The 22604-nt window shown below is 51.4% G+C and carries 18 protein-coding genes; 8 read left to right on the forward strand and 10 right to left on the reverse strand.

Translation table 11 applies throughout. From position 1 onward, the window contains the following. Nucleotides 1–155: 155 nt before the first annotated feature. Entirely contained in the window at nucleotides 156–1373 is a 1218-nt protein-coding gene (locus tag H6A34_RS08830) for an ammonium transporter (RefSeq protein WP_239480821.1), read from the reverse strand. 193 nt (nucleotides 1374–1566) lie between these two features. Continuing rightward, nucleotides 1567–1923 carry a P-II family nitrogen regulator gene (locus tag H6A34_RS08835; RefSeq protein ID WP_021947766.1) on the reverse strand — a complete coding sequence of 119 codons (357 nt, stop codon included), beginning with the start codon at nucleotides 1921–1923 and terminating at the stop codon, nucleotides 1567–1569. Between the two features lie 459 nt (nucleotides 1924–2382). On the opposite strand from H6A34_RS08835, the gene dapF reads away from it, so the two are divergent. From dapF to H6A34_RS15535, 6 genes are all read left to right on the forward strand, one after another. After that, nucleotides 2383–3240 (forward strand): diaminopimelate epimerase, encoded by an 858-nt coding sequence (gene dapF / locus H6A34_RS08840; RefSeq protein ID WP_205104979.1) that lies wholly within the window; start codon nucleotides 2383–2385, stop codon nucleotides 3238–3240. Nucleotides 3241–3406: 166 nt separating this feature from the next. Beyond that, nucleotides 3407–4642 carry an LL-diaminopimelate aminotransferase gene (locus tag H6A34_RS08845; RefSeq protein WP_021947768.1) on the forward strand — a complete coding sequence of 412 codons (1236 nt, stop codon included), beginning with the start codon at nucleotides 3407–3409 and terminating at the stop codon, nucleotides 4640–4642. 184 nt (nucleotides 4643–4826) lie between these two features. Continuing rightward, nucleotides 4827–5537 carry a hypothetical protein gene (locus H6A34_RS08850; protein ID WP_021947770.1) on the forward strand — a complete coding sequence of 237 codons (711 nt, stop codon included), beginning with the start codon at nucleotides 4827–4829 and terminating at the stop codon, nucleotides 5535–5537. A gap of 267 nt (nucleotides 5538–5804) precedes the next feature. Further along, nucleotides 5805–7994 carry a glutamine synthetase III family protein gene (locus H6A34_RS08855; protein ID WP_205104981.1) on the forward strand — a complete coding sequence of 730 codons (2190 nt, stop codon included), beginning with the start codon at nucleotides 5805–5807 and terminating at the stop codon, nucleotides 7992–7994. 755 nt (nucleotides 7995–8749) lie between these two features. Next, nucleotides 8750–9700 carry a quinolinate synthase NadA gene (gene nadA, locus H6A34_RS08860; RefSeq protein WP_205104983.1) on the forward strand — a complete coding sequence of 317 codons (951 nt, stop codon included), beginning with the start codon at nucleotides 8750–8752 and terminating at the stop codon, nucleotides 9698–9700. Between the two features lie 134 nt (nucleotides 9701–9834). Beyond that, entirely contained in the window at nucleotides 9835–10758 is a 924-nt protein-coding gene (locus tag H6A34_RS15535) for an acyltransferase family protein (RefSeq protein ID WP_420870833.1), read from the forward strand. Here H6A34_RS15535 and H6A34_RS08870 read toward each other — a convergent pair. The 8 genes from H6A34_RS08870 to H6A34_RS08905 form a co-directional block, all read right to left on the reverse strand. After that, nucleotides 10712–12385: a DUF6056 family protein gene (locus H6A34_RS08870; RefSeq protein WP_205104985.1), complete on the reverse strand. Its 1674-nt coding sequence runs from the start codon at nucleotides 12383–12385 to the stop codon at nucleotides 10712–10714. The genes H6A34_RS15535 and H6A34_RS08870 overlap by 47 nt on opposite strands. Before the next feature lie 20 nt (nucleotides 12386–12405). Then, nucleotides 12406–14427, reverse strand: coding sequence for a type IX secretion system anionic LPS delivery protein PorZ (gene porZ, locus H6A34_RS08875; RefSeq protein WP_205104987.1), 2022 nt, complete (start codon nucleotides 14425–14427; stop codon nucleotides 12406–12408). 12 nt (nucleotides 14428–14439) lie between these two features. Next, complete coding sequence (locus tag H6A34_RS08880; RefSeq protein WP_239480820.1) at nucleotides 14440–15357, reverse strand: glycosyltransferase family 2 protein; 918 nt, start codon at nucleotides 15355–15357, stop codon at nucleotides 14440–14442. Beyond that, entirely contained in the window at nucleotides 15357–15962 is a 606-nt protein-coding gene (locus tag H6A34_RS08885) for a non-canonical purine NTP diphosphatase (RefSeq protein ID WP_021949199.1), read from the reverse strand. Before H6A34_RS08885 ends, H6A34_RS08880 begins: the two co-directional genes overlap by 1 nt. A gap of 136 nt (nucleotides 15963–16098) precedes the next feature. Beyond that, the gene (locus H6A34_RS08890; RefSeq protein WP_205104989.1) at nucleotides 16099–17031 is read right to left on the reverse strand and encodes a YitT family protein; all 933 of its coding nucleotides are present in this window, start codon (nucleotides 17029–17031) and stop codon (nucleotides 16099–16101) included. Nucleotides 17032–17241: 210 nt separating this feature from the next. Then, nucleotides 17242–20160, reverse strand: coding sequence for a leucine--tRNA ligase (gene leuS, locus H6A34_RS08895; RefSeq protein ID WP_205104991.1), 2919 nt, complete (start codon nucleotides 20158–20160; stop codon nucleotides 17242–17244). A gap of 156 nt (nucleotides 20161–20316) precedes the next feature. Next, a complete protein-coding gene (locus H6A34_RS08900; protein WP_205104993.1) occupies nucleotides 20317–20418 on the reverse strand; it encodes a smalltalk protein in 102 nt (33 codons plus the stop codon). Between the two features lie 295 nt (nucleotides 20419–20713). Further along, complete coding sequence (locus H6A34_RS08905) at nucleotides 20714–21163, reverse strand: HU family DNA-binding protein (protein ID WP_021947334.1); 450 nt, start codon at nucleotides 21161–21163, stop codon at nucleotides 20714–20716. A 322-nt stretch (nucleotides 21164–21485) separates the two neighbouring features. Between H6A34_RS08905 and H6A34_RS08910 the strand changes: the two genes are divergently transcribed. Further along, entirely contained in the window at nucleotides 21486–21659 is a 174-nt protein-coding gene (locus H6A34_RS08910) for a hypothetical protein (protein WP_021947335.1), read from the forward strand. 400 nt (nucleotides 21660–22059) lie between these two features. Beyond that, nucleotides 22060–22467 (forward strand): hypothetical protein, encoded by a 408-nt coding sequence (locus H6A34_RS08915; RefSeq protein ID WP_205104994.1) that lies wholly within the window; start codon nucleotides 22060–22062, stop codon nucleotides 22465–22467. Nucleotides 22468–22604: the final 137 nt, after the last annotated feature.

The raw sequence follows: 22604 nt of genomic DNA on the forward strand, positions 1-22604 counted from the left end.
ATTAAGAGTTAAGAATTAAGAGTTAAGAATTAAGAGTTAAGAATTAAGAGTTAAGAATTAAGAGTTAAGAATTAAGAATTAAGAATTAAGAAAATATGCCTCGATGTTAATCAGCAAAGCTATTTTTCTTAACTCTTAATTCTTAACTCTTAATTCTAATTATATGCGCTCTCTCCGTGCTCGTAAATGTCGAGTCCTTCCTCCTCAACGCGCTTGTCAACGCGGATGCCTATCGTCTTGTCGACGATTTTGTAAAGTATGAAGGTCACCACGGCGCTGAACACTACCGACACGAGCGTTGCCACGAGCTGTACGCCCAGCTGGTGCCAGTCGCCGTAGAGCGCACCCTCAACGCCGCCCTCGCCCGTAACGGCCTGCGTAGCGAACACTCCCGTAAGGATAGAACCCACGATACCGCCGATACCGTGAACGCCGAAAGCGTCGAGGGCGTCGTCATACTTGTATTTCGGCTTCACCACCGCTACCATGAAGAAGCATACGATGGGCGTCACCAAGCCTATTATGAACGCGCCGAGCAGGTCGGTAGAGCCGGCGGCGGGAGTGATGGCCACCAGTCCGGCCACGGCGCCCGTGCATGCTCCTACGGTAGTGGGCTTCTTGTTGCACAGCCAGTCGATGGCCATCCATACCACTGCAGCCGTTGCCGTGGCGATATGCGTCACGAGGAACGCGTTGGCGGCGATACCGTCAGCAGCCAGTCCGCTGCCGGCGTTGAAGCCGAACCATCCGAGCCAGAGGAACGACATGCCCATGAACACGAACGTGATGTTGTGCGGCGTGATGGGATGTCCCACGCGGTAGTCCTCCCTCTTGCCTATCATCAGCGCCATGACGAGCGCCGATATTCCGGCGTTGATGTGCACTACGGTGCCGCCGGCGAAGTCGATGGCTCCCATCTCCTGCAGGAATCCGCCGCCCCATACCCAGTGGGCCATCGGGAAGTAGGCTATCACCGTCCACAGGATGATGAACACCATGTAGCCGCTGAACTTGATGCGCTCGGCAAACGCGCCGAGAATCAGCGCCGGCGTGATGAGCGCGAACATGCACTGGAACATTACGAACGTAAGCTCGGGTATGTTGCCAGTAGTGAGCGTCGACGTGGTTATGCCGCTCAGGAACGCCTTGTCAAATCCGCCCATCACGGCGAACAGCGGGCTGCCAGAGTCCTTGAAGCCCGTGCCGAAGGCCCACGTATAACCTATCGCCACCCAGAGTATGCTGACCACCCCGACGATGAGCATGGTCTGCATGAGCACGCTGAGCACGTTCTTCTGCCTCACCAGTCCACCGTAAAACAGCGCTATGCCCGGGATTGACATAAGAAGCACCAGCACCGTGGCAACTATCATCCACGCCGTGTTGCCGCTGTCGAGCACAGGCTCGGCTGTACCGGCCAGCGCCGCCGTGGTTGACAACAATGCCGTAAGCGCCGTGACGGCCGCCCTACGACCCGCAAGATATCTCATTAAATGCTTTCTCATAACCTTAAATATTTTATGTTTTTTTACTTTTTCACCTTTTTACCTTTTCACTTTTTCACCATTATTCCTCCTGTTCTGCATTGTAAAGGGCTATGTCGCCGCGCTCGCCGGTGCGTATGCGCACGGCGTCCTGGACGGGAATTATGAATATGCGCCCGTCGCCTATCTCGCCGGTACTGGCGGCCTTCAGTATAGCGTTGACCGCCTTCTCGACGTTCTTCTCCCTCACCACGAGCGACACAAGGGTACGCTCTATCGAGCTTGTGTCGTAAACAATGCCGCGGTATATGCGCCCCTGCCGCGCCTTTCCGTTGCCGCGCACGTCATAATAAGAGAACCATTCGATGTCGGCCTCGAGCAAAGCCTTCTTCACGTCCTCAAACCTTGACTTACGGATAATTGCTTCAATCTTCTTCATAACTTTCTCTCTTTTTGTTATATAAATAATAAATGTATTATCAATAAGAAATATTTTTCCGCAAAATTACAGCTTTTTGTTATTTAAAACAATATTTTTAATACATTATGCAACAATAAAACGACGGTTATTTATAATTTTGCTACATTTTAGACTGTTTTCATTTCAATCTGCAATTATCAGTCCACGATATCAAGCAGATTGTTATATAAACGAGCGATTGCGTAAATTTAAGCAACAAATATTGTTTAAACACTTCCAAAATTACACTTTATTCGTTTTTAGCTTACGTTTTATTTTAATCTGAAAGTTTACCGCCCGCTCACGTAAAATATAGTAAGTAATAAAGTTAAATACTTGTATTATTGGCCCGATAATATTTCATTGTAAAACAAAATGTTGTAAATTTGCAGACAAATAAAGACAAAAGGATATATAACAAGATAAAAGCCGAACAAAATGACACAGCGTATTATAAAGTTTACGAAGATGCACGGCGCAGGCAACGACTACATCTACGTGAACACCTTAATATATAATATTCCTGATCCGGCGGCCGTCTCCGTAAGATGGAGCGACCGCCACAAGGGCATAGGCAGCGACGGGCTGGTGCTCATCGGCGCCGCAAGCTCGCCGGAGGCCGACTATTCGATGCGTATCTTCAACGCCGACGGCTCGGAAGCCATGATGTGCGGCAACGCGTCGCGCTGCATAGGCAAGTACCTTTACGAGAAAGGCATGACGGACAAAAGCGTAATACGCCTCGAAACCCTGTCAGGGATAAAGACGCTGAAGCTGTACATAAATGATGGAAAAGTTGAGAGAGTGACCGTGGACATGCTATGCCCGGCATTTGACGTGCCGGCGCAGTATGCCCCGGGTTGCAGCGACGGAAACGACGGCACGCTGCTTGCCGACGGCAGGCTCTTCGGTGGAACGTTCGTCTCGATGGGCAATCCGCACTTCGTCACTTTCGTCAACGACATCGCCACGCTCGACATAGCCCGCTACGGCAGCATACTGGAGCGCCACGCGGCGTTTCCCTCAAGATGCAACATCGAGTTCGCCCAGCCCATGGCAGACGGTACAATACGCACCCGTGTGTGGGAGCGCGGCAGCGGAATAACCATGGCATGCGGCACTGGAGCCTGCGCGACAGCCGTCGCGGCAGCGCTGACCGGACGCTCCGGACGCTCAAGCCGCATCGCGATGGACGGCGGAACGCTCGACATAACATGGCAGGAGGCCGACAACCACGTCATGATGGCAGGCCCGGCCGAGTTCGTGTTTGAAGGAGAAATAAACTTAGACAATTAAGAGTTAAGAATGAAGAATTAAGAAAAAATGACTCAATATCAGGCCCATTAGGATAATCAGGCCTATTCAGCTTATCAGGCCCATCTGGCTCATTAGGCCCAATTAGCCTGATTAGCCAATTAGCCCAATAGCCAAAAAACTTAACAACAATAAAAGACTTAGCACTATGGCATTAATCAACGAGCATTATCTGAAACTGACAAAGAATTATCTCTTCGCCGACATCGCCAAGAAGGTAAACGCCTTCAAGGTGTCACACCCGAAGAGTAACGTCATCAGCCTCGGTATCGGCGACGTAACCCAGCCGCTCTGCCCGGCGGTGATCGAGGCCATGCACAAGGCCGTGGACGACATGGCCACCAAGGAGGGATTCCACGGCTACGGCCCTGAGCAGGGCTACATGTTCCTGCGCGAGGCGATAGTGAAGAACGACTTTCTGCCGCGCGGGATACACATCGACCCGTCGGAGATATTCGTCAACGACGGCGCCAAGAGCGACACGGGCAACATAGGCGAGCTGGTGCGCTGGGACAACAACTTCGGCGTGACCGATCCTATCTATCCCGTGTACATCGACTCCAACGTGATGTGCGGCCGAGCCGGCACACTGGTGGACGGCAAGTGGAGCAACGTAACGTACATGCCGTGCCTTGAGGAGAACAACTTTGTGCCCCAGATACCCGACCACCGTGTCGACATAATCTACCTGTGCTACCCCAACAACCCCACGGGCACGGTAATCAGCCGCGACGAACTGCGCAAGTGGGTCAACTACGCGCTGAAGAACGACACGCTCATCTTCTACGACGCGGCTTACGAGGCGTACATCCAGGATCCCGACATCCCCCACTCCATCTACGAAATCAAGGGCGCAAGGAAGGTGGCCATCGAATTCCACAGCTACTCAAAGACGGCAGGCTTCACCGGAGTGAGGTGCGGCTACACGGTAGTGCCAAAGGAATTGACCGCCGCCAGCATGGACGGCAGCGAGCGTTACCCGCTCAACCCCATGTGGGACCGCCGCCAGTGCACCAAGTTCAACGGCACGAGCTACATCAGCCAGCGCGCCGCCGAGGCGATATACACCCCCGAGGGAAAGGAGCAGGTGAAGGCCACCATCGACTACTACATGGGCAACGCCCGACTGATGCGCGAGACTTTGCAGAAGCTCGGGCTGAAGGTCTACGGCGGAGAGAACGCCCCCTATCTGTGGGTTAAGACCCCGAACGACACGCCCAGCTGGAAGTTCTTTGAGCAGATGCTCTACGGCGCCCAGGTGGTATGCACCCCCGGCGTAGGCTTCGGACCAAGCGGCGAAGGCTTCGTGCGACTGACATCCTTCGGCGACCGCGACGACTGCCGCGAGGCCCTGCGCCGCATAAGCGAATGGATGATGAAATAAATTAAGAGTTAAGAATTAAGAGTTAAGAAAATATGCCTATCAGGCTTATTGGGCCTATTTGGCATATTTGGCTTACCCGGCATATTTGGCTTACCCGGCATATTTGGCTTACCCGGCATATTTGGCTTATCAGCCTTATCCGGCCCATTAGGCTTATTATTAATTAATAAAAGGAGGAAAAGTTATGAAAATCTTGAGAAAAAGTGCAGTGTTAGCAGTAGCGTTAACAACCCCCATGGCTTCCGTCATGGCACAAGACAAGGTAGAGGCCACCGTACAGGCCGACTTCGTGAGCAGCTACATCTGGCGTGGCCAGGACCTGGGCGACGTCAGCCTGCAACCCACCCTCGGCGTGGCGTACAAGGGATTCTCGCTCACGGCGTGGGGAAACGTAGGCCTCTCCGACAATGACGACACCAAGGAGTTCGACCTGACGCTCGGATACAGCACGGGAGGATTCAACATCGGCATTACCGACTACTGGTTCAACTCGCCCAACGACCGCTACTTCAGCTACGCCGCCCACGAGACGTCGCACGTGTTCGAGGCCAACATAGGCTACGACTTCGGCCCCGTGGCCGTGCAGTGGTACACCAACTTCGCCGGCAACGACGGCACCAACAGCGACGGCGACCGCGCCTACTCGTCATACTTCGAGGTCAGCGCCCCGTTCAGCCTTGCCGGGTGCGACTGGACAGCCACCGTCGGCGCCGTACCCTACGCCACGAGCTTCTATGCCGACGCGGGCGGATTCGCCGTCACCAACGTGTCGGTAAGGGCAAGCAAGGACATCAGGATAACAAAGAGTTTCAGCATACCGCTCTTCGCCGGCGTAACGGCCAACCCGAGCACGGAAAAAGCTTACCTGGTGTGCGGATTCACGCTACGACCGTAACAAAATGCATAATTATTCCGTCAAATTACAAATAAAATGAAATTAAACCTTATCTTTGCAACGGATTAGCCGCCTGGCGGCAGACAAAAGGCCGTCTTCCGGCACGTGAAAGGCCGCGAACGGCAGCCCGAAACGCCAACTTTGGCAATAGGCGGGGCCGACAGTAAGGAAACATGACCATCCGTACACAGCCAACTGTAGAGATGTTGGTTGAATGCGGACATCCATAAAAAGAAAGGAACATACAAATAATAAAACCCTCACAAGATGACAAACTTAAGATTTCAGGTTGTTGAAGAGGCATTCAAGAAGAAGCCTTTGGAAGTTATCGCGCCCGTTGAGCGCCCGTCGGAGTACTTCGGCAAAAACGTGTTCAACCGCGCAAAGATGTACAAATACCTGCCGCCGTCGGTTTACGAGAAGCTCATCGACGTAATCGACAACGGCACCCGACTCGACCGCTCCATAGCCGACGCCGTGGCAGCGGGCATGAAGCAGTGGGCCGAGGAGAACGGCGTGACACACTACACGCACTGGTTCCAGCCACTGACCGAGGGCACCGCCGAGAAGCACGACGCCTTCATCGAGCACGACGGCAAGGGCGGAATGATTGAGGAGTTCTCGGGCAAGCTGCTCGTTCAGCAGGAACCCGACGCCAGCTCGTTCCCCAGCGGCGGAATACGCAACACATTCGAAGCCCGAGGATACTCCGCGTGGGACCCCACATCGCCCGTGTTCATCATGGACGACACGCTCTGTATCCCCACAATATTCATATCCTACACCGGCGAGGCGCTCGACTACAAGGCGCCACTGCTGCGCGCCCTGCACGCCGTCAACATGGCCGCAACGGACGTATGCCACTATTTCGACCCCAACGTGAAGAAAGTGACCTGCAACCTCGGATGGGAACAGGAGTACTTCCTCGTTGACGAAGGACTCTACTCGGCACGTCCCGACCTCATGCTCACAGGACGCACCCTCATGGGACACGACTCGGCGAAGAACCAGCAGATGGACGACCACTACTTCGGAACCATACCCGACCGCGTGCAGGCGTTCATGAAAGACCTCGAGATACAGGCCCTCGAGCTGTCTATACCATGCAAGACCCGCCACAACGAGGTGGCCCCCAACCAGTTCGAGATAGCCCCGATATTCGAGGAGACCAACCTCGCCGTCGACCATAACATGCTCCTGATGTCGCTCATGAAGAAAGTGGCCCGCAAGCACGGCTTCCGCGTGCTGCTGCACGAAAAGCCCTTCGCAGGCATCAACGGCTCGGGCAAGCACAACAACTGGAGCCTCTCCACGGACACGGGCGTGCTTCTCCACGCTCCCGGCAAGACGCCTGAGGACAACCTGCGCTTCGTAACCTTCATCGTAGAGACACTCATGGGCCTCTACCGCCACAACGGACTCATCAAGGCCTCGATAATGAGCGCCACCAACGCCCACCGTCTCGGCGCCAACGAGGCACCGCCGGCAATCATATCGTCGTTCCTCGGCACACAGCTGAGCGACCTGCTCGACCATATCGAGAAGAGCGACAACGACGCCCTGCGCAACATGACAGGCAAGCAGGGCATGAAGCTCGACATACCCGAGATACCCGAGCTGCTCATCGACAACACCGACCGCAACCGCACCAGCCCGTTCGCCTTCACGGGTAACCGCTTCGAGTTCCGCGCCGTAGGCTCCGAGGCCAACTGCGCGAGCGCGATGATAGCCCTCAACACGGCCGTTGCCGAGGCACTCGTAGACTTCAAGCACCGCGTCGACGCACTTATCGAAAAAGGACAGGACACCACCGACGCCATAATCGACATCCTGCGCGACGACATCAAGACATGCAAGCCCATACGCTTCGACGGCAACGGATACTCTGACGAATGGGTGGAAGAGGCCAAGCGCCGCGGACTCGACTGCGAGACAAGCTGCCCGCTCATCTTCGACAGCTACCTCAGCGACGACTCAATCAAGATGTTCGAGACCATGAACGTCATGAACCGCAAGGAGCTCGAGGCACGCAACGAAGTGAAATGGGACACCTACACAAAACGCATACAGATAGAGGCACGCGTAATGGGCGACATCACGATGAACCACATCGTGCCCGTGGCAACCCACTACCAGAGCCAGCTGGCCAAGAACGTGCAGAACATGCGCCAGATATTCCCCGCCGACAAGGCCGACAAGCTGTGCGCGCGCAACATGAAGCTCATCGAGGAGATAGCCGAGCGCACGCAAGCCATCGAGACAGGCGTAGAGGAACTCATCAACGCACGCAAGGTGGCCAACAAGATAGAGAACGAACGCGAGAAGGCAATAGCCTACCACGACACCGTGGAACCAAAGATGTCGACCATACGCTACCACATCGACAAGCTCGAGCTGATAGTAGCCGACGAACTCTGGACATTGCCTAAGTACCGTGAACTGTTATTCATAAGATAAAGATAAAATACAAATTTATTCATGACTTGAAATCAATCAATAGGATTGAGCAATCTATTTCTTTTATTGGTTGTTTAAGTTTGAGGCGCGGAACGGCTGTGAAGCCACTTCCGCGCTTATTTTTTCCTATAACGAAAGGCCGCCTCCCGCCATGCGAAAGACGGCAAACCGCACACCCAAACACGGCCTTACGCACGACGGAAAGCCGCCAACCGCACAATGTGGAAAAACCTGTGGAAAACCATGTTGACAACCTGCGCATTATCCACCGGAGCAAGCCACTGCCGGCGTGGGCGGTGGATATCCACAAGGTTACGGCAAGAAAATAAGCAAGTTTTCAACAACTTGATGGCAAAAAAAGATATAAACTTATTAATTTTGCAACCGGTAGCCGCATCGTTGATAACCGACGTTAACGCCTGACAGTCAGCAAGAAGATATTAAACAACAGTGTTTACAACAACAAACATTACGTTAATAACCTAAAAAGCAAACAAACAGGCCCGAAGTTGTGAACAAATCAACGGCATATCATAGAGAAACATCCTTCTTTTTTCAAAAAAAGGAAAAACAATAAAATAATGAACAACCGTGGAAAAAACGGAAGAATTAAGAATTAAGAATTAAGAATTAAGAATTAAGAATTAAGAATTAAGAATTAAGAAAGGCCTGTACCGTCTTCCTATTCGGCCCATCAGGCCCATTGGGCCAATCACTCTTATAAGGCCCATTCGGCCTATTAAAACAATAAAGCTATGACATCAAACAACACCCAGGCCCTCAAGGCCAAGATCAGAGAGATATGCCAGGAGAAGCAAGCCGTTATCCTGGCCCACTATTACACCGACGGCGATATCCAGGACGTGGCCGACTTCATAGGCGACTCGCTCGCCCTTGCCCGCAAGGCTGCCGACACCGATGCGCGCGTAATAGTGATGTGCGGAGTACACTTCATGGCCGAGACCTGCAAGCTGCTCTGCCCCGACAAGCTCGTGCTCTGCCCCGACCCCGAGGCAGGCTGCTCGCTCGCCGACTCGTGCCGCGCCGAAGACCTGCGCAAGTTCAAGGAAGAACACCCCGGATACACCATCGTAAGCTACGTCAACACCACAGCAGCCGTCAAGGCGCTGACCGACGTCGTCGTGACCAGCGGAAACGCCGAGCGTATAGTATCAAAATTGCCACAGGACGCCAAGATACTCTTCGGCCCCGACCATAACCTCGGCAGCTACGTCAACGCCGTCACAGGCCGCCAAATGGCCCTCTGGAACGGCGGCTGCCATGTACACGCGCGCTTCTCCGTAGACGCCATAGCCGCGCTCAAGGACAAGCACCCCGGCGCCATCGTACTGGCGCACCCCGAATGCAAGGGCCCCGTGCTCGCCGCCGCTGACGTGATAGGCTCTACCGCCGTCCTGCTGAAGTACGCCACCGAGCACCCCGACGCCACCTACATCGTGGCAACCGAGGCCGGCATACTATACGAAATGAAGAAGAAATGCCCAACGACCGAGTTCATCCCCGTGCCCCCCGAGATAACCGAGGGCGCCCCCGGCTGCTCATGCAACCAGTGCGAGTACATGAAGATGAACACCCTCGACAAGCTCTACGCCTGCCTGAAGAATGAATCGCCGGCAATAGAGATACCCCAGGACATCGCCCGCGACGCCGTAAAACCTATCATAAGAATGCTGGAGATGAGCTGATAAGCGGAGAGGATAATGCATAATATTTCAGGAAATAACTGGAAACTGACACTCGTTATTTATTGTACAAACAAGTATCAAATGACTTAATGGCGGTATTCAATAACTGTATTTCAGAGTGGCGCAGCCAAATAATGTGTCTTGCTATAATAGGTGTCGTAGCATATCACTGGCAGATAAATTTCGAGACTACCGCAATACCTGTTTTGTCAAGATTTCTATATATGGGATATCTTGGCGTAGACGTATTTCTTATATGCAGTGGCTTCGGTCTTGTGTTTTCCTATCCGTTGCATAGTTTAAAGGATTTTTACCGCCGCAGGTATATTAAGATATTGCCGTTGTTTGCCTTGTTCCAGGTGTTGAAGCTTGCTTTGACATATTACTTGGGCGACAATTTTTCTTTTGGTGATGTCTTGTGCCGGTTTTCAACATTATCATTGTTTCTTGATACATCACATATTACGGAATGGTACATCAACATGCTTGTGTGGCTGTACCTTCTGTTTCCGCTTATTTATCGTTTCGTTTCTTCTTGTGGGATATGGAGCGTATTATTGACGGCATGCGTATCCTTATCGATTCTTTACGGATTCACGGTAGGTGGCATAATGGCGTCGATACTGTTGCGTTTGCCGGTGTTTGTCATGGGTGTTTATTTCGGTATCCACCACGATGATATTAAGCGTTTGTGGGCCGTGTCTATTGTCGGATTAGCCATTGCTTTTGCAGGGAATATGTCGGGTTTTTATTCGCTGTTTACGTTGAATGAAATTACTACGATGTATTGGGCTGGGCCTTTCATGACAGTGTTCTTTGCTCTTGTATTGTCCGTTGCGGGATGTCGTGCAGGTTTTATGGAGTCAATAGGAAGGCATACTCTCGAAATATATCTTGCCAATATCTTGGCCAATGATTTTTGTTTGTATTATGTCAAGGAGGTGGCAGGAAACATTCAAGCACAGATATTTTATTTTCTTCTGACCATATTGCTTTCGGTAGCTTTCATGTTTATAAACCGCTTACTTCAATCTTTTTTGCGTGTAAAGTGTTGTTAAGTGATATTTCTTCAAGTTTCAAGAAAGGATACCGCTTGAATTTCCTGTTTAGCAGTATGTATCGTCCGTATTTTGTGTCAACGTAAAAAGCTGCCCTTTCAAAGCCAAGGTCGTGTTCCATATAGTTGACTTTTACTTTTATGTCTTTGCAGAACGACAAAGAATAAAGCGCGTACATATACCCTTTGTCTATACTGTCAAGTTTAAGGCTGTCGTATTTCATCACGCTGTATACCAGTGAGGGGGCATGATGGAATCCGAGGCCTTTTATCCTGTTGGCCTCAGTGAAGAATTTATCTGCATTGACGATGGCTTTATTATATACATTTTCGGGCAGTATTTTTATCAGTAACGAATCATCCGCATTTTCGCTGTTTACCTTTATGTTTTTTCTTCTTAATTTTTCGAGGGCATACTGGTTTGACTTATCGTGAGGCATGAAAATGTTATCTATGTTTACCGTATAGTATTCTACCAGTCCGTTTTTACTTTGATAGTCGTCAATCATTACCGTATTTGTAGCGGAAGAGTAATATTCGTCGAGTGTCTTTTTGACGATGCCCCATTTGATGAATGAGTCATGGCATACGGAAATATAGAAAATGCCGAATACTACCGACAGTGTTGCCACGTAGATACTTTCTGTCTTTTTTTCCAAAATAGCCGAGTTTACAAGCCGTAACAGTATTATCAGCGCGGATATTTCTATCGCGTATAATGAGCGACCCGTAGATGCGGCCATAAATGGTATTACGGTGCTTAGTGCAAGCATTATGAACAGTATGGCGTTATTCATGATAAAATCAACAAGCCAATGTTTTTTTTTCACTACCAGCACGGCCATCACTATTCCGAGGATATATGTTATCCTCAGGCAATACATCATTTTTACGATTCGTGTGGCATATCCGAGTCCTATTGTATATTGGCTCTCTCGTCCAAAATTGCCAGGGGCGCAGAATACCACGGTTGCGCCAAGAATGTACGCAATGGCAATGATCATTGCCGTGAAGTTTATTTTACGTTTGTTGATAATGCAGTATATGGACAGCGAGGCTGCTATAGGACATACGAACATCTCGTTGTTTAGGGCGAGGACGAACGCTGCTAAAGACAGTACTGCCAAGCGTGTCTTACTTATGGTGTGTGGACCGTATGTACGAATTAATAAGATAAAAGCCATATTGAACACCAAGGCCCATAAATAGTTTGTCGAGCCTGAAGCCCAATAATACAGGGAGTCTATTCCTGTTGAAAGAATTAACAGGCCGATAATGGTAATTACCAAAGTTAAAGGCTTGAATTGTTCTCCTTGTTTTGTTCCGGTCTTGTATAAAAGAATTATTGCGAGAATAAAGAAGAATGTGTTGGCTATGTTGAAGAATGTCTCACCTTGGAGTATGGAAACCAAGGCGGCTATATTGCACAATATCCTGCCATTTATGTTGTAATAGTCGAATCGCAACGTTGAAACAATGTCGCCAACGTTGTTTATTTGCTTTCCGTTTAAGAATGCACAATCGGCGTCATCGCTGAAAAAAGGTATTGCTGTGTTGATTGCAAAAAAAATGGCGATAACGAATATAGTAAACGTTATGGCCATTATGTTTGAAAAATTCCTTTTCATATTGTTTTTAGGTAAGTATTTTATCTTACTATTCCAATCTTGCAGACCGTGCCCTTGTCTCCTGACGACGTTGCCGTCTGTACCATGTATACGCCTGAGGCCACACGGCGTCCTTCAAGGTCGCAGCCGTCCCACTGGTAAGTGCCGCCCGTGCTGCGTCCCTGGTTTACAAGGACGCCGTTAGACGTGGTTATCTTGACGTCGGCGTCGTAGGTGAGACCTACGATTGTTATCGGGCCAGTGTAATCCGGACGCACCGGGTTGGGATAAGCGTAGACATTGTCCTTTGTCATTTCGGTTGACGGTTCGGTGGCGTTGCTCATGTATGAGCATAGGCCTTTTTCCGTACCAAAGAATACTTCACCTGTGTTTCCATTTATGGCGATAGATCTTATCTCGTTTGAAAGCAATGGTGAGTTTTCCGACGTAAAGTGTTCAATTTGTTCGACGTTATCCTCGCTTACGAGATATACGCCGCTGTCGTTCGTTCCGAACCATTTTCGTCCGGCTCCGTCAATAGCTATGCAGGTTATGTGTATGCCGCTTAAAAGATAGTCGCCATAATCAGTACCGTCATTACGCGGAACTATGAATTGCGTAAGGATACATTGATCTGTATTATCCATGTTTGACGGTGACAGATAAAATGGTCCTACATCTGTTCCTATCCACATATTGCCATCTTTATCCTCGGCAATGCAGTTCAAGTAAGTCATATTTATCGGCGTGCCGTTCTGGTTGTAAAAATTCTGGTCATATACGTTTATTTGGTCGGTTTCCTGTTGGTAGCATACTATTGCCGGATGTTGCCAACCGTTTATGTTGACGAACCACATAAGTCCTCGGCTGTCGTTAATAAGTCCTTGCATTGTCTGGAAACTCATTCCGCTGAACATCAGTTCTTGTTTATGGTGTGAGATAAATTCGCTGCCGTTATATTCCATTATCGAAGTGTTTTCGGTCTGCGAGTTCAATGCCCATAAGTTGCCACCATGAAAAGCGAGTCCGTTTACCAATACATATGTATTGTCAAGCTCGTTGCCATTGCTCATGGCTCCTCTGAGCGGACTGTTGTCTTTGTTGAAATAGTTTATCAATTGTCCGTCCTGAAATTCGTACAGTCCGCATCTTCCGCCGGCAAAGATATGATTTGGGTCGTTGGGGTCAGCGGCAAGACAGTTTATGTCCATGTATGAATAACCTGTTGTTTCGTTAATGTTGTCGGGATATATGGTCCATTCGTCGCCTTCAAGTATTTGTATGGTTCCCTGCCTGTTTTCCTGTACGTATCCGGAAATAAAGTATCCGCCGCATGTGTATAATCTGTCATGCTCGAATTTCATGAATGTAAACCAGTTTTTCCTCGGCCCTCCGGGCTTGAGTGTCTGTGCCGTGGCGAGCAGGTCGGGGTCTATTGTTTTCTGGCGCGGGGTGTATGGCGCGGTGTATGTCCAGTTGCCGGGGTCGAGGAGGTTGGCCGTAAGTAGTGCCGAGTAGGTGCCGTTGGTGCTCGAGGCGGCGTAGATGCGGGTGTCGTCGGCGTAGACGTAGTCAACGCGGAAGCCGAGGTTGTAGGTCTCGGTCACTTCGGCGGCGGCTACGTTGATGTTCACTATGCCGAAGCCGGTTGACATGTAGGCGTGGCTGCCGATGACGTCGAGGCCGTAGACGGTCTTGTCCAAGGTGGTGGAGTAGTTGTAGTATTCGGGCATGTTTTCGGTCTGTCCGTCGCGGCTTACGAGGTCGATGTTGCCGTTTTCGTAGACGGCCATCAGGCGTGAGGCGTCGGCGCACCAGGCGATGTGCTGTATGCCGCAGTCGCTCAGGCCGTTGGTCTTGTCGTAGGTGGTTATGCTTTGGTCGGTGGTGTTATACGAGTAGAGTGCCTCTGACGCGAGTACGAAGAGGGTGTTGCCGGCCTGCTGTACGTCTGTTATGTCGTTGTATGCCAGGTAGTTGCGCCATGTTCCGGTCTGTGCGTGGACTTTCGTGGCGAGCATGGCGAGCGTTAGTGCTGTTATGAGGATGGCCTTTTGTATCATGATGTGTGGCTTTTAGGGTTGCCGTTTGCGGCTTTTCAGGCTGCAAAACATACCGAGTTTGTATATATTTAACAGCAAAAGGCGTGGTTTATTGCCCGTTAGGTTGTTTTTCATGGTTTTTGAGAATATTTTGTAAAACAGCGTTACGGGTTTTATGAGGTGCAGGCGGGCGAGGCGTTCGGCGGCGGTGATGAGCGTGGAGTAACCGCGCAGCTCGTCGCTGAACTCGGCGAGGGTGGCCGTGCCTTCCTCGGTCTTGGCTATGAACTGGGGGTTGGTCTCGAAGGTGTCGAAGGCAAGGGGATTGTCGATGTGGGTTATCATGACGCCTGACCGGCGCAGGGTCTTGCCGAAGAGTACGTCTTCGTAGCCGTAGCGGACGAAGCGCTCGTCGAACGGATGGTCGAGCATTATCGTGCGCTTTATCATGAAGTTAGACGTGTGGAAGTCGTTGTACGGGTGCTTGTTGCGTTCGGCGGCGGTGCCGTTCTTGGTGTGTCTTGTCTCGTAGATATATCTCAGGTTGTGCCTCAGGGCCTCGCCGTCGCCCCTTACGGTGTATCCGCCGTAGGCCACGTCGGCGCTGTCGAGGCGCAGGTAGTCGACAAGGTATGTGGGCGAGCATACGGCCATGTCGCTGTCGATGAACAGCAGTCGGGCGTAGCGGGCCGCGCGCGCCAGGTAGTTGCGTATGGCGGCGCGGCCCGAGTTGTATCCCTTTACGATGTAGCGGCTGTTGGGCAGGGTGTCGATTAGCCTGTTTTTATTGATTATAAGGGCGTCTGTCGAGCCGTCGTCGGCCACGATTATCTCATACCTGAGCCGCCGGCCTTGGCGGATTATGGCTTCGGCCTGCGCTGCGAGTCTGGCCGCCAGCGGGGCGCACTCGTTGTTGTAGCACGGCATGAGGATGGACAGTTCGTCTATCATCACCGTGCGTTTTTCAGGTATTCAACAAGTTTTATTACGGCGCGCGCGCGGTGCGATATCTTGTTTTTTATCTCGTGGCCCAGTTCGGCGAAGGTCTTGTCGTAGCCTTCGGGGCGGAATATGGGGTCGTAGCCGAAGCCCTCGCCTCCCCTCTTTTCGGTTATTATCTCGCCTTTGACAATGCCTTCAAATAGTTTCGGCTCGCCGTCGCCTTCAAGGATGAGGGCTATGGCCGTGCGGAACTGTGCCGAGCGGTCGCTCTTGCCGTTAAGCTCGCCGAGCAGCTTGGCCATGTTGGCCTCGCTGTCGTGCCCCTCGCCGCCGGCGTAACGTGCCGAGTAGACGCCCGGGGCGCCGCCAAGCGCTGTCACTTCAAGGCCGGTGTCGTCGGCGAAGCAGCTTATGTGGTAGTTGTCGAATACGTATTGTGCCTTCTGTATGGCGTTGCCCTCGATTGTGGGCGATGTCTCGGGAATGTCGGCGTGGCAGCCTATGTCGGCCAATGACAGTACTTCAATGCCGCTGCCGGCGAGCATTTCGCGAATCTCGGCAAGCTTGTTCTTGTTGTTGGTTGCGAAGACAACCTTGGTTAATTCATAATTCATAATTCACTGATTTTAATTAAGAATTAAGAGTTAAGAATTAAGAAAATATGACTTCGAGGATGTATAACCAACAAAGCATGTTTTCTTAATTCTTAACTCTTAATTCTTAATTTTCAAAGTCATATTTTCTTAACTCTTAATTCTTAACTTTTAATTTCTTCGGTACTTTCACCTTTATCTGGTCAAAGCCCTCGCCGTACACTCCGGTTACGGCGCCCTGGCTTACGAAGGCGTTGGGGTCAAGTGCCTTAATGAGGCGGAATATCGTTACGCTCTCGCGCTTGCGGGCCATCAGGCAGATTACTTTCGTTTCCTTGCCGCTGTACCATCCGTGGCCGTCGAGTATCGTCATGCTGTGGTCGGTGGTCTTGGCTATGGCGTTGGCTATCTCCTGCCACCGCTTGGAGAAGATGAAGAACTGGACGGACTGGCGCTGCCAGTTCATCACGTAGTCGAGCATCGAGCACTCGATGAACATCGTACAGAAACCGAACACCACCTTCTTGCAGCGCATCTCCACGGGGCCGAACGTGTCGATGAACAGACAGCTGCCGATGATGCAGATGTCGATGAGCAGAATCACGCGTCCGAGCGATATGTTGCGGTATTTGTTCACCGAGGCGGCTATGATGTCGGTGCCGCCCGTAGAGCCGTTGTTGAGGAAGACGATGGCCAGCGCCGTGCCCGTCATCATACATCCGATGACGAGCGACATGAAGTCGTTGCCCTCGCCCAGCAGCTTGTAGAACGTGCCGTCGGGCTGCATCACCACGTCCTGCGCCAGCTCGAGCAGCGCCGTAAGCATGAACGTGGCGTAGATGGTCTTCATCAGGAAGCGCCATCCCAGTATCTTCAGGGCTGCCACAATGAGCACGGCGTTGATGATGAAGAACGTGTACTGCACGGGGAATTTCGTGGCGTAGAACACCACGGCGCCGATACCGGCAATGCCGCCCGTCACAATCTCGTAAGGCAGCAGGAACACGGTAAAGGCAAATGTGTAGAGCATAAGGCCGAGGGTAATGTTGAAATAATCCCTCACCTCGCTCATTATGGCTTGTTTGTTCATAGTTTTGCGGTTATAAGGTTATGGGGTTTTGCGGTTATAAGGTTTTGCGGTTATGGGGGTTTAAGGTTATGAGGTTATACGGTTATGGGGTTATACGGTGTTGCGGTTTTAAGTTTTTGAGTTGTTTTTTATTCAACCATATACCTAATAACCATATAACCGTAAGGACCGTATAACCTCATAACCTTAAAACCCCATAACCGCAAAACCTTATTTAATGACGATATTCACAATCTTCTTGGGTACGATGATCACCTTGACTACATTCTTGTCGCCGATGTATTTCTTCGAGCGGTCGTCGGCAAGGACGGCAGATTCGATGGTCTTGTTGTCGGCGTCGGCGGCGAACTGCATCTGGTAGCGGGCCTTGCCGTTGAACGATACGGTCAGGCTGACGGTCGACTCAACGAGGAATTTCTCGTTGTACTCGGGCCATGCGGCGTCAAACACGGTCGTGTCGTTGCCCAACGCGTGCCACAGCTCCTCGGCGATGTGCGGCGCGAAGGGAGCGATAAGCACCACCATGTCGGTCAGCAGCGCGCGGTTGCGGCATTTCATCTGCGACAGTTCGTTGACGCATATCATGAAAGCGGCTACCGACGTGTTATAGCTGAACGCCTCGATGTCCTGTGTTACCTTCTTTATCAGCTTGTGAACGCTCTTCAGCTCCTCTGCCGTTGCCTCGCCGTCGGCAAGCTCCTTCATGCCGTCCTTGTCGCTGTAGAGGCCCCAGAACTTCTTGAGGAAGCGGTGGCAGCCGTCAATACCGTTGGTATCCCACGGCTTGCTCTGCTCCACCGGACCGAGGAACATTTCGTACAGACGCAGCGTGTCGGCGCCGTACTTCTCGACAATCATGTCGGGGTTGACGACGTTGTACATCGACTTCGACATCTTCTCGATAGCCCAGCCGCACACGTACTTGCCGTCCTCGAGTATGAACTCGGCGTTCTCGTACTCCGGTCGCCATGCCTTGAAGGCGTTGATGTCGAGCACGTCGGCATGCACTATGTTCACGTCAACGTGTATCGGGGTTGTGTCGTACTTATCTTTCAGACCCAATGAGACGAATACGGGAGCTGCGTCGTGGTCGTCGCTGTTAACGCGGTACACGAAGTTAGAGCGGCCTTGTATCATGCCTTGGTTGACGAGCTTCTTGAACGGCTCCTCCTCGCACGACACTCCGATGTCATGCAAAAACTTGTTCCAGTAGCGGGAGTATATCAGGTGGCCCGTGGCGTGCTCGGTTCCGCCCACGTACAGGTCGACGTTGCGCCAGTACTGGTCGGCCTCGGGGCTTACAAGAGCCTTGTCGTTGGTCGGGTCCATGTACCTTAAATAGTACGCTGACGAACCCGCGAAGCCCGGCATTGTATTCAGTTCGAGCGGGAATACGGTAACGTTGTCAACCAACGATTTGTCCACAACGCAGTTGTTCGTCGTGTCCCACGCCCACTTCTTGGCGTGTCCCAGTGGCGGTTCGCCCGTCTCCGTAGGCTTGTATTGGTCAATCTCGGGTAACTCCAGCGGCAGGCACTCTTCGGGAATCATGTACGGTTCGCCGTCCTTGTAGTAAACGGGGAACGGCTCGCCCCAATATCTCTGGCGCGAGAAGATGGCGTCACGCAAGCGGTAGTTCACCTTTACGCGACCCAGATTGTTGGCTTTTACAAACTCCTTAGTCTTCTGTATTGCTTCCTTTACGCTTAATCCGTTAAGTGAGAAGCCATGAATGGCCTCTACCCCACTCTTCGGAGAGTTGCAAACAGTGCCTTCCTTGGCGTCGAAACTTTCCTCGCTCACGTCGCATCCTTCAATCAATGGACGTATCTCAAGTCCGAAGTGCTTGGCGAAGGCATAGTCGCGCGAGTCGTGCGCCGGCACGGCCATTATGGCTCCCGTGCCGTATCCTGCCAATACGTAGTCTGAAATCCAGATTGGAATGTCCTCGCCCGTGAACGGATTGACGGCGTAACTGCCCGAGAATACGCCGCTGACCGAACGGTCGCTGATGCGCTCGCGCTCGGTACGCTTCTTCGTCCGCTCAAGATAAGCGTCCACCTCGGCCTTCTGTTCGGGCGTGGTGACTTTCTCCACCAATTCACTTTCAGGCGCCAGCACCATGAACGTAACGCCGAAGATGGTGTCGGCGCGGGTGGTGAAGATGGTAAAGCCTCCCTCATTCTCCCCCGAGGGGGAGTTTTGGTTTGCTTCGTTGGTATCGGAAGCTCCCCCTCGGGGGAGTTTGTGGGGGGCTATTTTAAACTCAATCTCCGTTCCTTCCGAGCGTCCTATCCAGTTGCGCTGAGTCTCCTTCAGCGAGTCGGTCCACTCTACCGTGTCCAGACCATCGAGCAACCGCTGTGCGTAAGCGCTCACACGCAGGCACCATTGCATCATCTTTTTCTGCACAACGGGGTATCCACCGCGCACCGAAACGCCGTCAACCACCTCGTCGTTAGCCAGCACCGTGCCAAGGCCCGCGCACCAGTTAACCATCGTCTCGCCGAGATAAGCCAGGCGCCAGTTCATCAGCGTGTGGCGCTTCTCTTTCTCCGTCATGGCGTTCCACTCCGTGGCCGTCAGCTTCAGTTCCTCCGAACAAGCGGCGTCGAGACCCTCGGTGCCGTGCTCAGAGAGATACTTCTCAAGCTCCTCTATCGGCCGCGCCTTCTGCTGCGCGTTGTCGTAGTAAGAGTTGAACATGCGGATGAACGCCCACTGCGTCCAGTGGTAATACTTCGGGTCGCAGGTGCGCACCTCGCGGTCCCAGTCAAACGAGAAGCCGATCTTGTCCAGCTGCTCGCGGTAGTGATTGATGTTCTCGTCGGTAGTCACTGCCGGGTGCTGTCCCGTCTGTATGGCGTACTGCTCGGCCGGCAGTCCGTAAGCGTCGTATCCCATAGGGTTGAGCACGTTAAAGCCCTTCAGTCGCTTGTAGCGTGCGTATATGTCAGAGGCGATGTATCCGAGCGGATGTCCCACGTGCAGGCCCGCTCCCGACGGGTACGGGAACATGTTGAGCACGTAGAACTTCTCCTTCTGCGTGTCCTCGGTAACGTGGTAGGTCTTCATCTCGGCCCACCTTTTCTGCCATCTCCTCTCAATCTCGTTGAAGTTGTATTCCATTGCTTCGTATCTTGTTTTTGTTTGAATACTATTATCCAAGATGCAAAGATAATAAAAAGGTGAGAAAGTGAGAGGGTGAAAAGGTGAAAAAGTAGAAAAAGTGGGGAGGCGAGCCGTATTCTCACCTTCCCACTCTCTCACTTTCCCACTTTCAAATCATATTGCCGCGTTGACGCCGAACACGCCGAGGATAGCGGTGGCTATTGCAACGATTACTTTCAGTATGATAGAGATGTTCTGTTTGTCTTTGTTTCCCATTTCAGTAGATTTTTTGATTAAGAGTAATAGGCAGGATTAGGCAAATGGGCCGGATGGGTCTAATAAGGCAAATGGGCCGGATAAGGCAAATAAGGCGGATGGGCCGAATGAGCCAAATAAGCCTGATGAGCCATGACAGTTTCTTGATAGCGGCGGGGTTGGGCGGCGCCTGCCCTACCCTGCCAGCCTTGTTATCCTTTCACCTTTTCACCTTCTCACCTTCTCACTTTCTCACCTTTTCACTTTCTCACCTTTTCACCTTCTCACCTTTTCACCTTCTCACCTTTTCACCTTCTCACGCTGTTTCCTCGGTGTCGTCGAGTGCTGTGCCGACGGCGTTCTTGGGCAGCTCCTTTACCTTGCATCCGGTGAGGAGGGCGCGTACGCGGGTCTTGTCCTTCTCGATTTTCGTCTCGGGCTGGAACAGTACGTGCACTGACTTTACGTTGCCGTTGGCGGTGAAGTCCTGTGGCGTTGCGGCGGGCTTGGTTGACATGCCTATCTTGAACGTTCCGAGGCGGTTGAGCTTTACGCGGTGCGACATTTGCAGGTGCTTCTGCATTGTCTCGACGAGCTCGCTGAGCACGGCCACGATGTCGGCGCGCTTGACGGTGCAGTTGGCCTGCATTTCCTCGGCCAGGTCGTCTATGTCAACGGTGCCTGTGTGGACGGCGCGGGCGTACCATTCGCCGTTGTGGTTGGAGTTACTTCTGTTGTCTTGGTAGAGCTTATAAAATACTGCCATAATGATTGATGTTTTTAAGTTTGTTTGTTAATTGAAAATTGTTTGTTCTCTCTGCGAGTCTCGAATTTTTGAGTCTTTCTTAACTTTTAATTCTTAATTCTTAACTCTTAATTGTATCGACGCGTCTTACGTTTGCAAAGGTACGGCGAAAACGGCGGCCGCCAAAACTTATGCACGCTACATCGTACGCTATACTTAAGGAGTGGCGCTGCAGCGGGGCTTCTGGCTGTGTTAAACTAAAGTTAAACATCCGCCGGCCACCTTAATTTATATTGTATTTTCAGTAATTTTGCGCTGCAAAGTAATTATTCTTTCTGCCTACATGAAGAAGAAGACCGCTATATTTATATTCTGCGCCTCGGTGTTGCTGGTGTTGCCCGGGTGGGTCAGTCTGTTGGCCGCGGGCGAGTATGGTCGGAGTCTTGTGATATTCGCGCTGTTTGTTTTCGGGTACATTGGGCTGATGAGGGTAGTGTACCGTCAGGGCGGAAAGTAACTCTTTGGTAATCAGTAAGTTATGTTTCGAGTGGTGATATGCCGCGTTTCGTCTTGCGAAATGTGGCATGTTGTGGGGTATTCGGTGGCTTGTTGTCGGGCAATAGGGCTGATGGGGCAAATAAGCCTAATAAGACTAATGGGCCTGATGAGGCAAATTAGCCTGATAGGCCAAATAAGACTAATTAGCCAAATAAGACTAATAGGCCTGATAGGGTGCCGCCAGCCCAATTATGAATTATGAATTAAATAATTAACTTGCTTTAACCGTATGTGTATCGTGTTGTGAACTTATTGTGCACTGATATGCCGTATCTTTGCCGTCGAATTGATTTTCAGGAACAACGAAGTATAACCTAACAATTACTTAAATGACAATGATTATTGAAATGAATTCAGGCATGAGACACACAACGGAGTATTCGGACACACTTACGAGAGAGCAGCGGCAGCGCGCCATGGAGCTTATGGCGAGCCAGTTTTGCGAATTGCTGGGGCGCTCGCCGAGGGAGAACCTTTACTGGCAGGAGAGCGTTACCGACCTTATGGACCTGTCGCACGAGGTTTATCTGTCTGAGCGCCTTGTCGACAGCCACGGGCGCCCTTACGGCTTCAGGCGTATCGTGGAGCTGGCGTGCCAGGTGCTGCACGTCGTTACGCCGTGCAATCCTTACTCGATGGCCTTCAACGCGCGCAACCGCAAGGGCGTCAGGCAGACGTCGTTCTTCAGCCGCTACTGCTGGCTGATGTTCAAGAGCCATACGCCTAACCCTCTGCGGCAGATGGTCAAGAGAATGAATGAAGAGTGAGAAGGTGAAAAAGTGAAAAGGTGAAAAAGTGAAAGGGTGAAAAAGTAGAAAGGTAAAAGGGTAAAAGAGTAAAATAAAGCTGAAGAAAATTTTTCACTTTTTCACCTTTTCACCCTTTCACTTTTTCACCTTTTCAC

Origin of the sequence: Marseilla massiliensis (assembly GCF_016899855.1) — a bacterium.
GTDB lineage: Bacteria > Bacteroidota > Bacteroidia > Bacteroidales > Bacteroidaceae > Prevotella.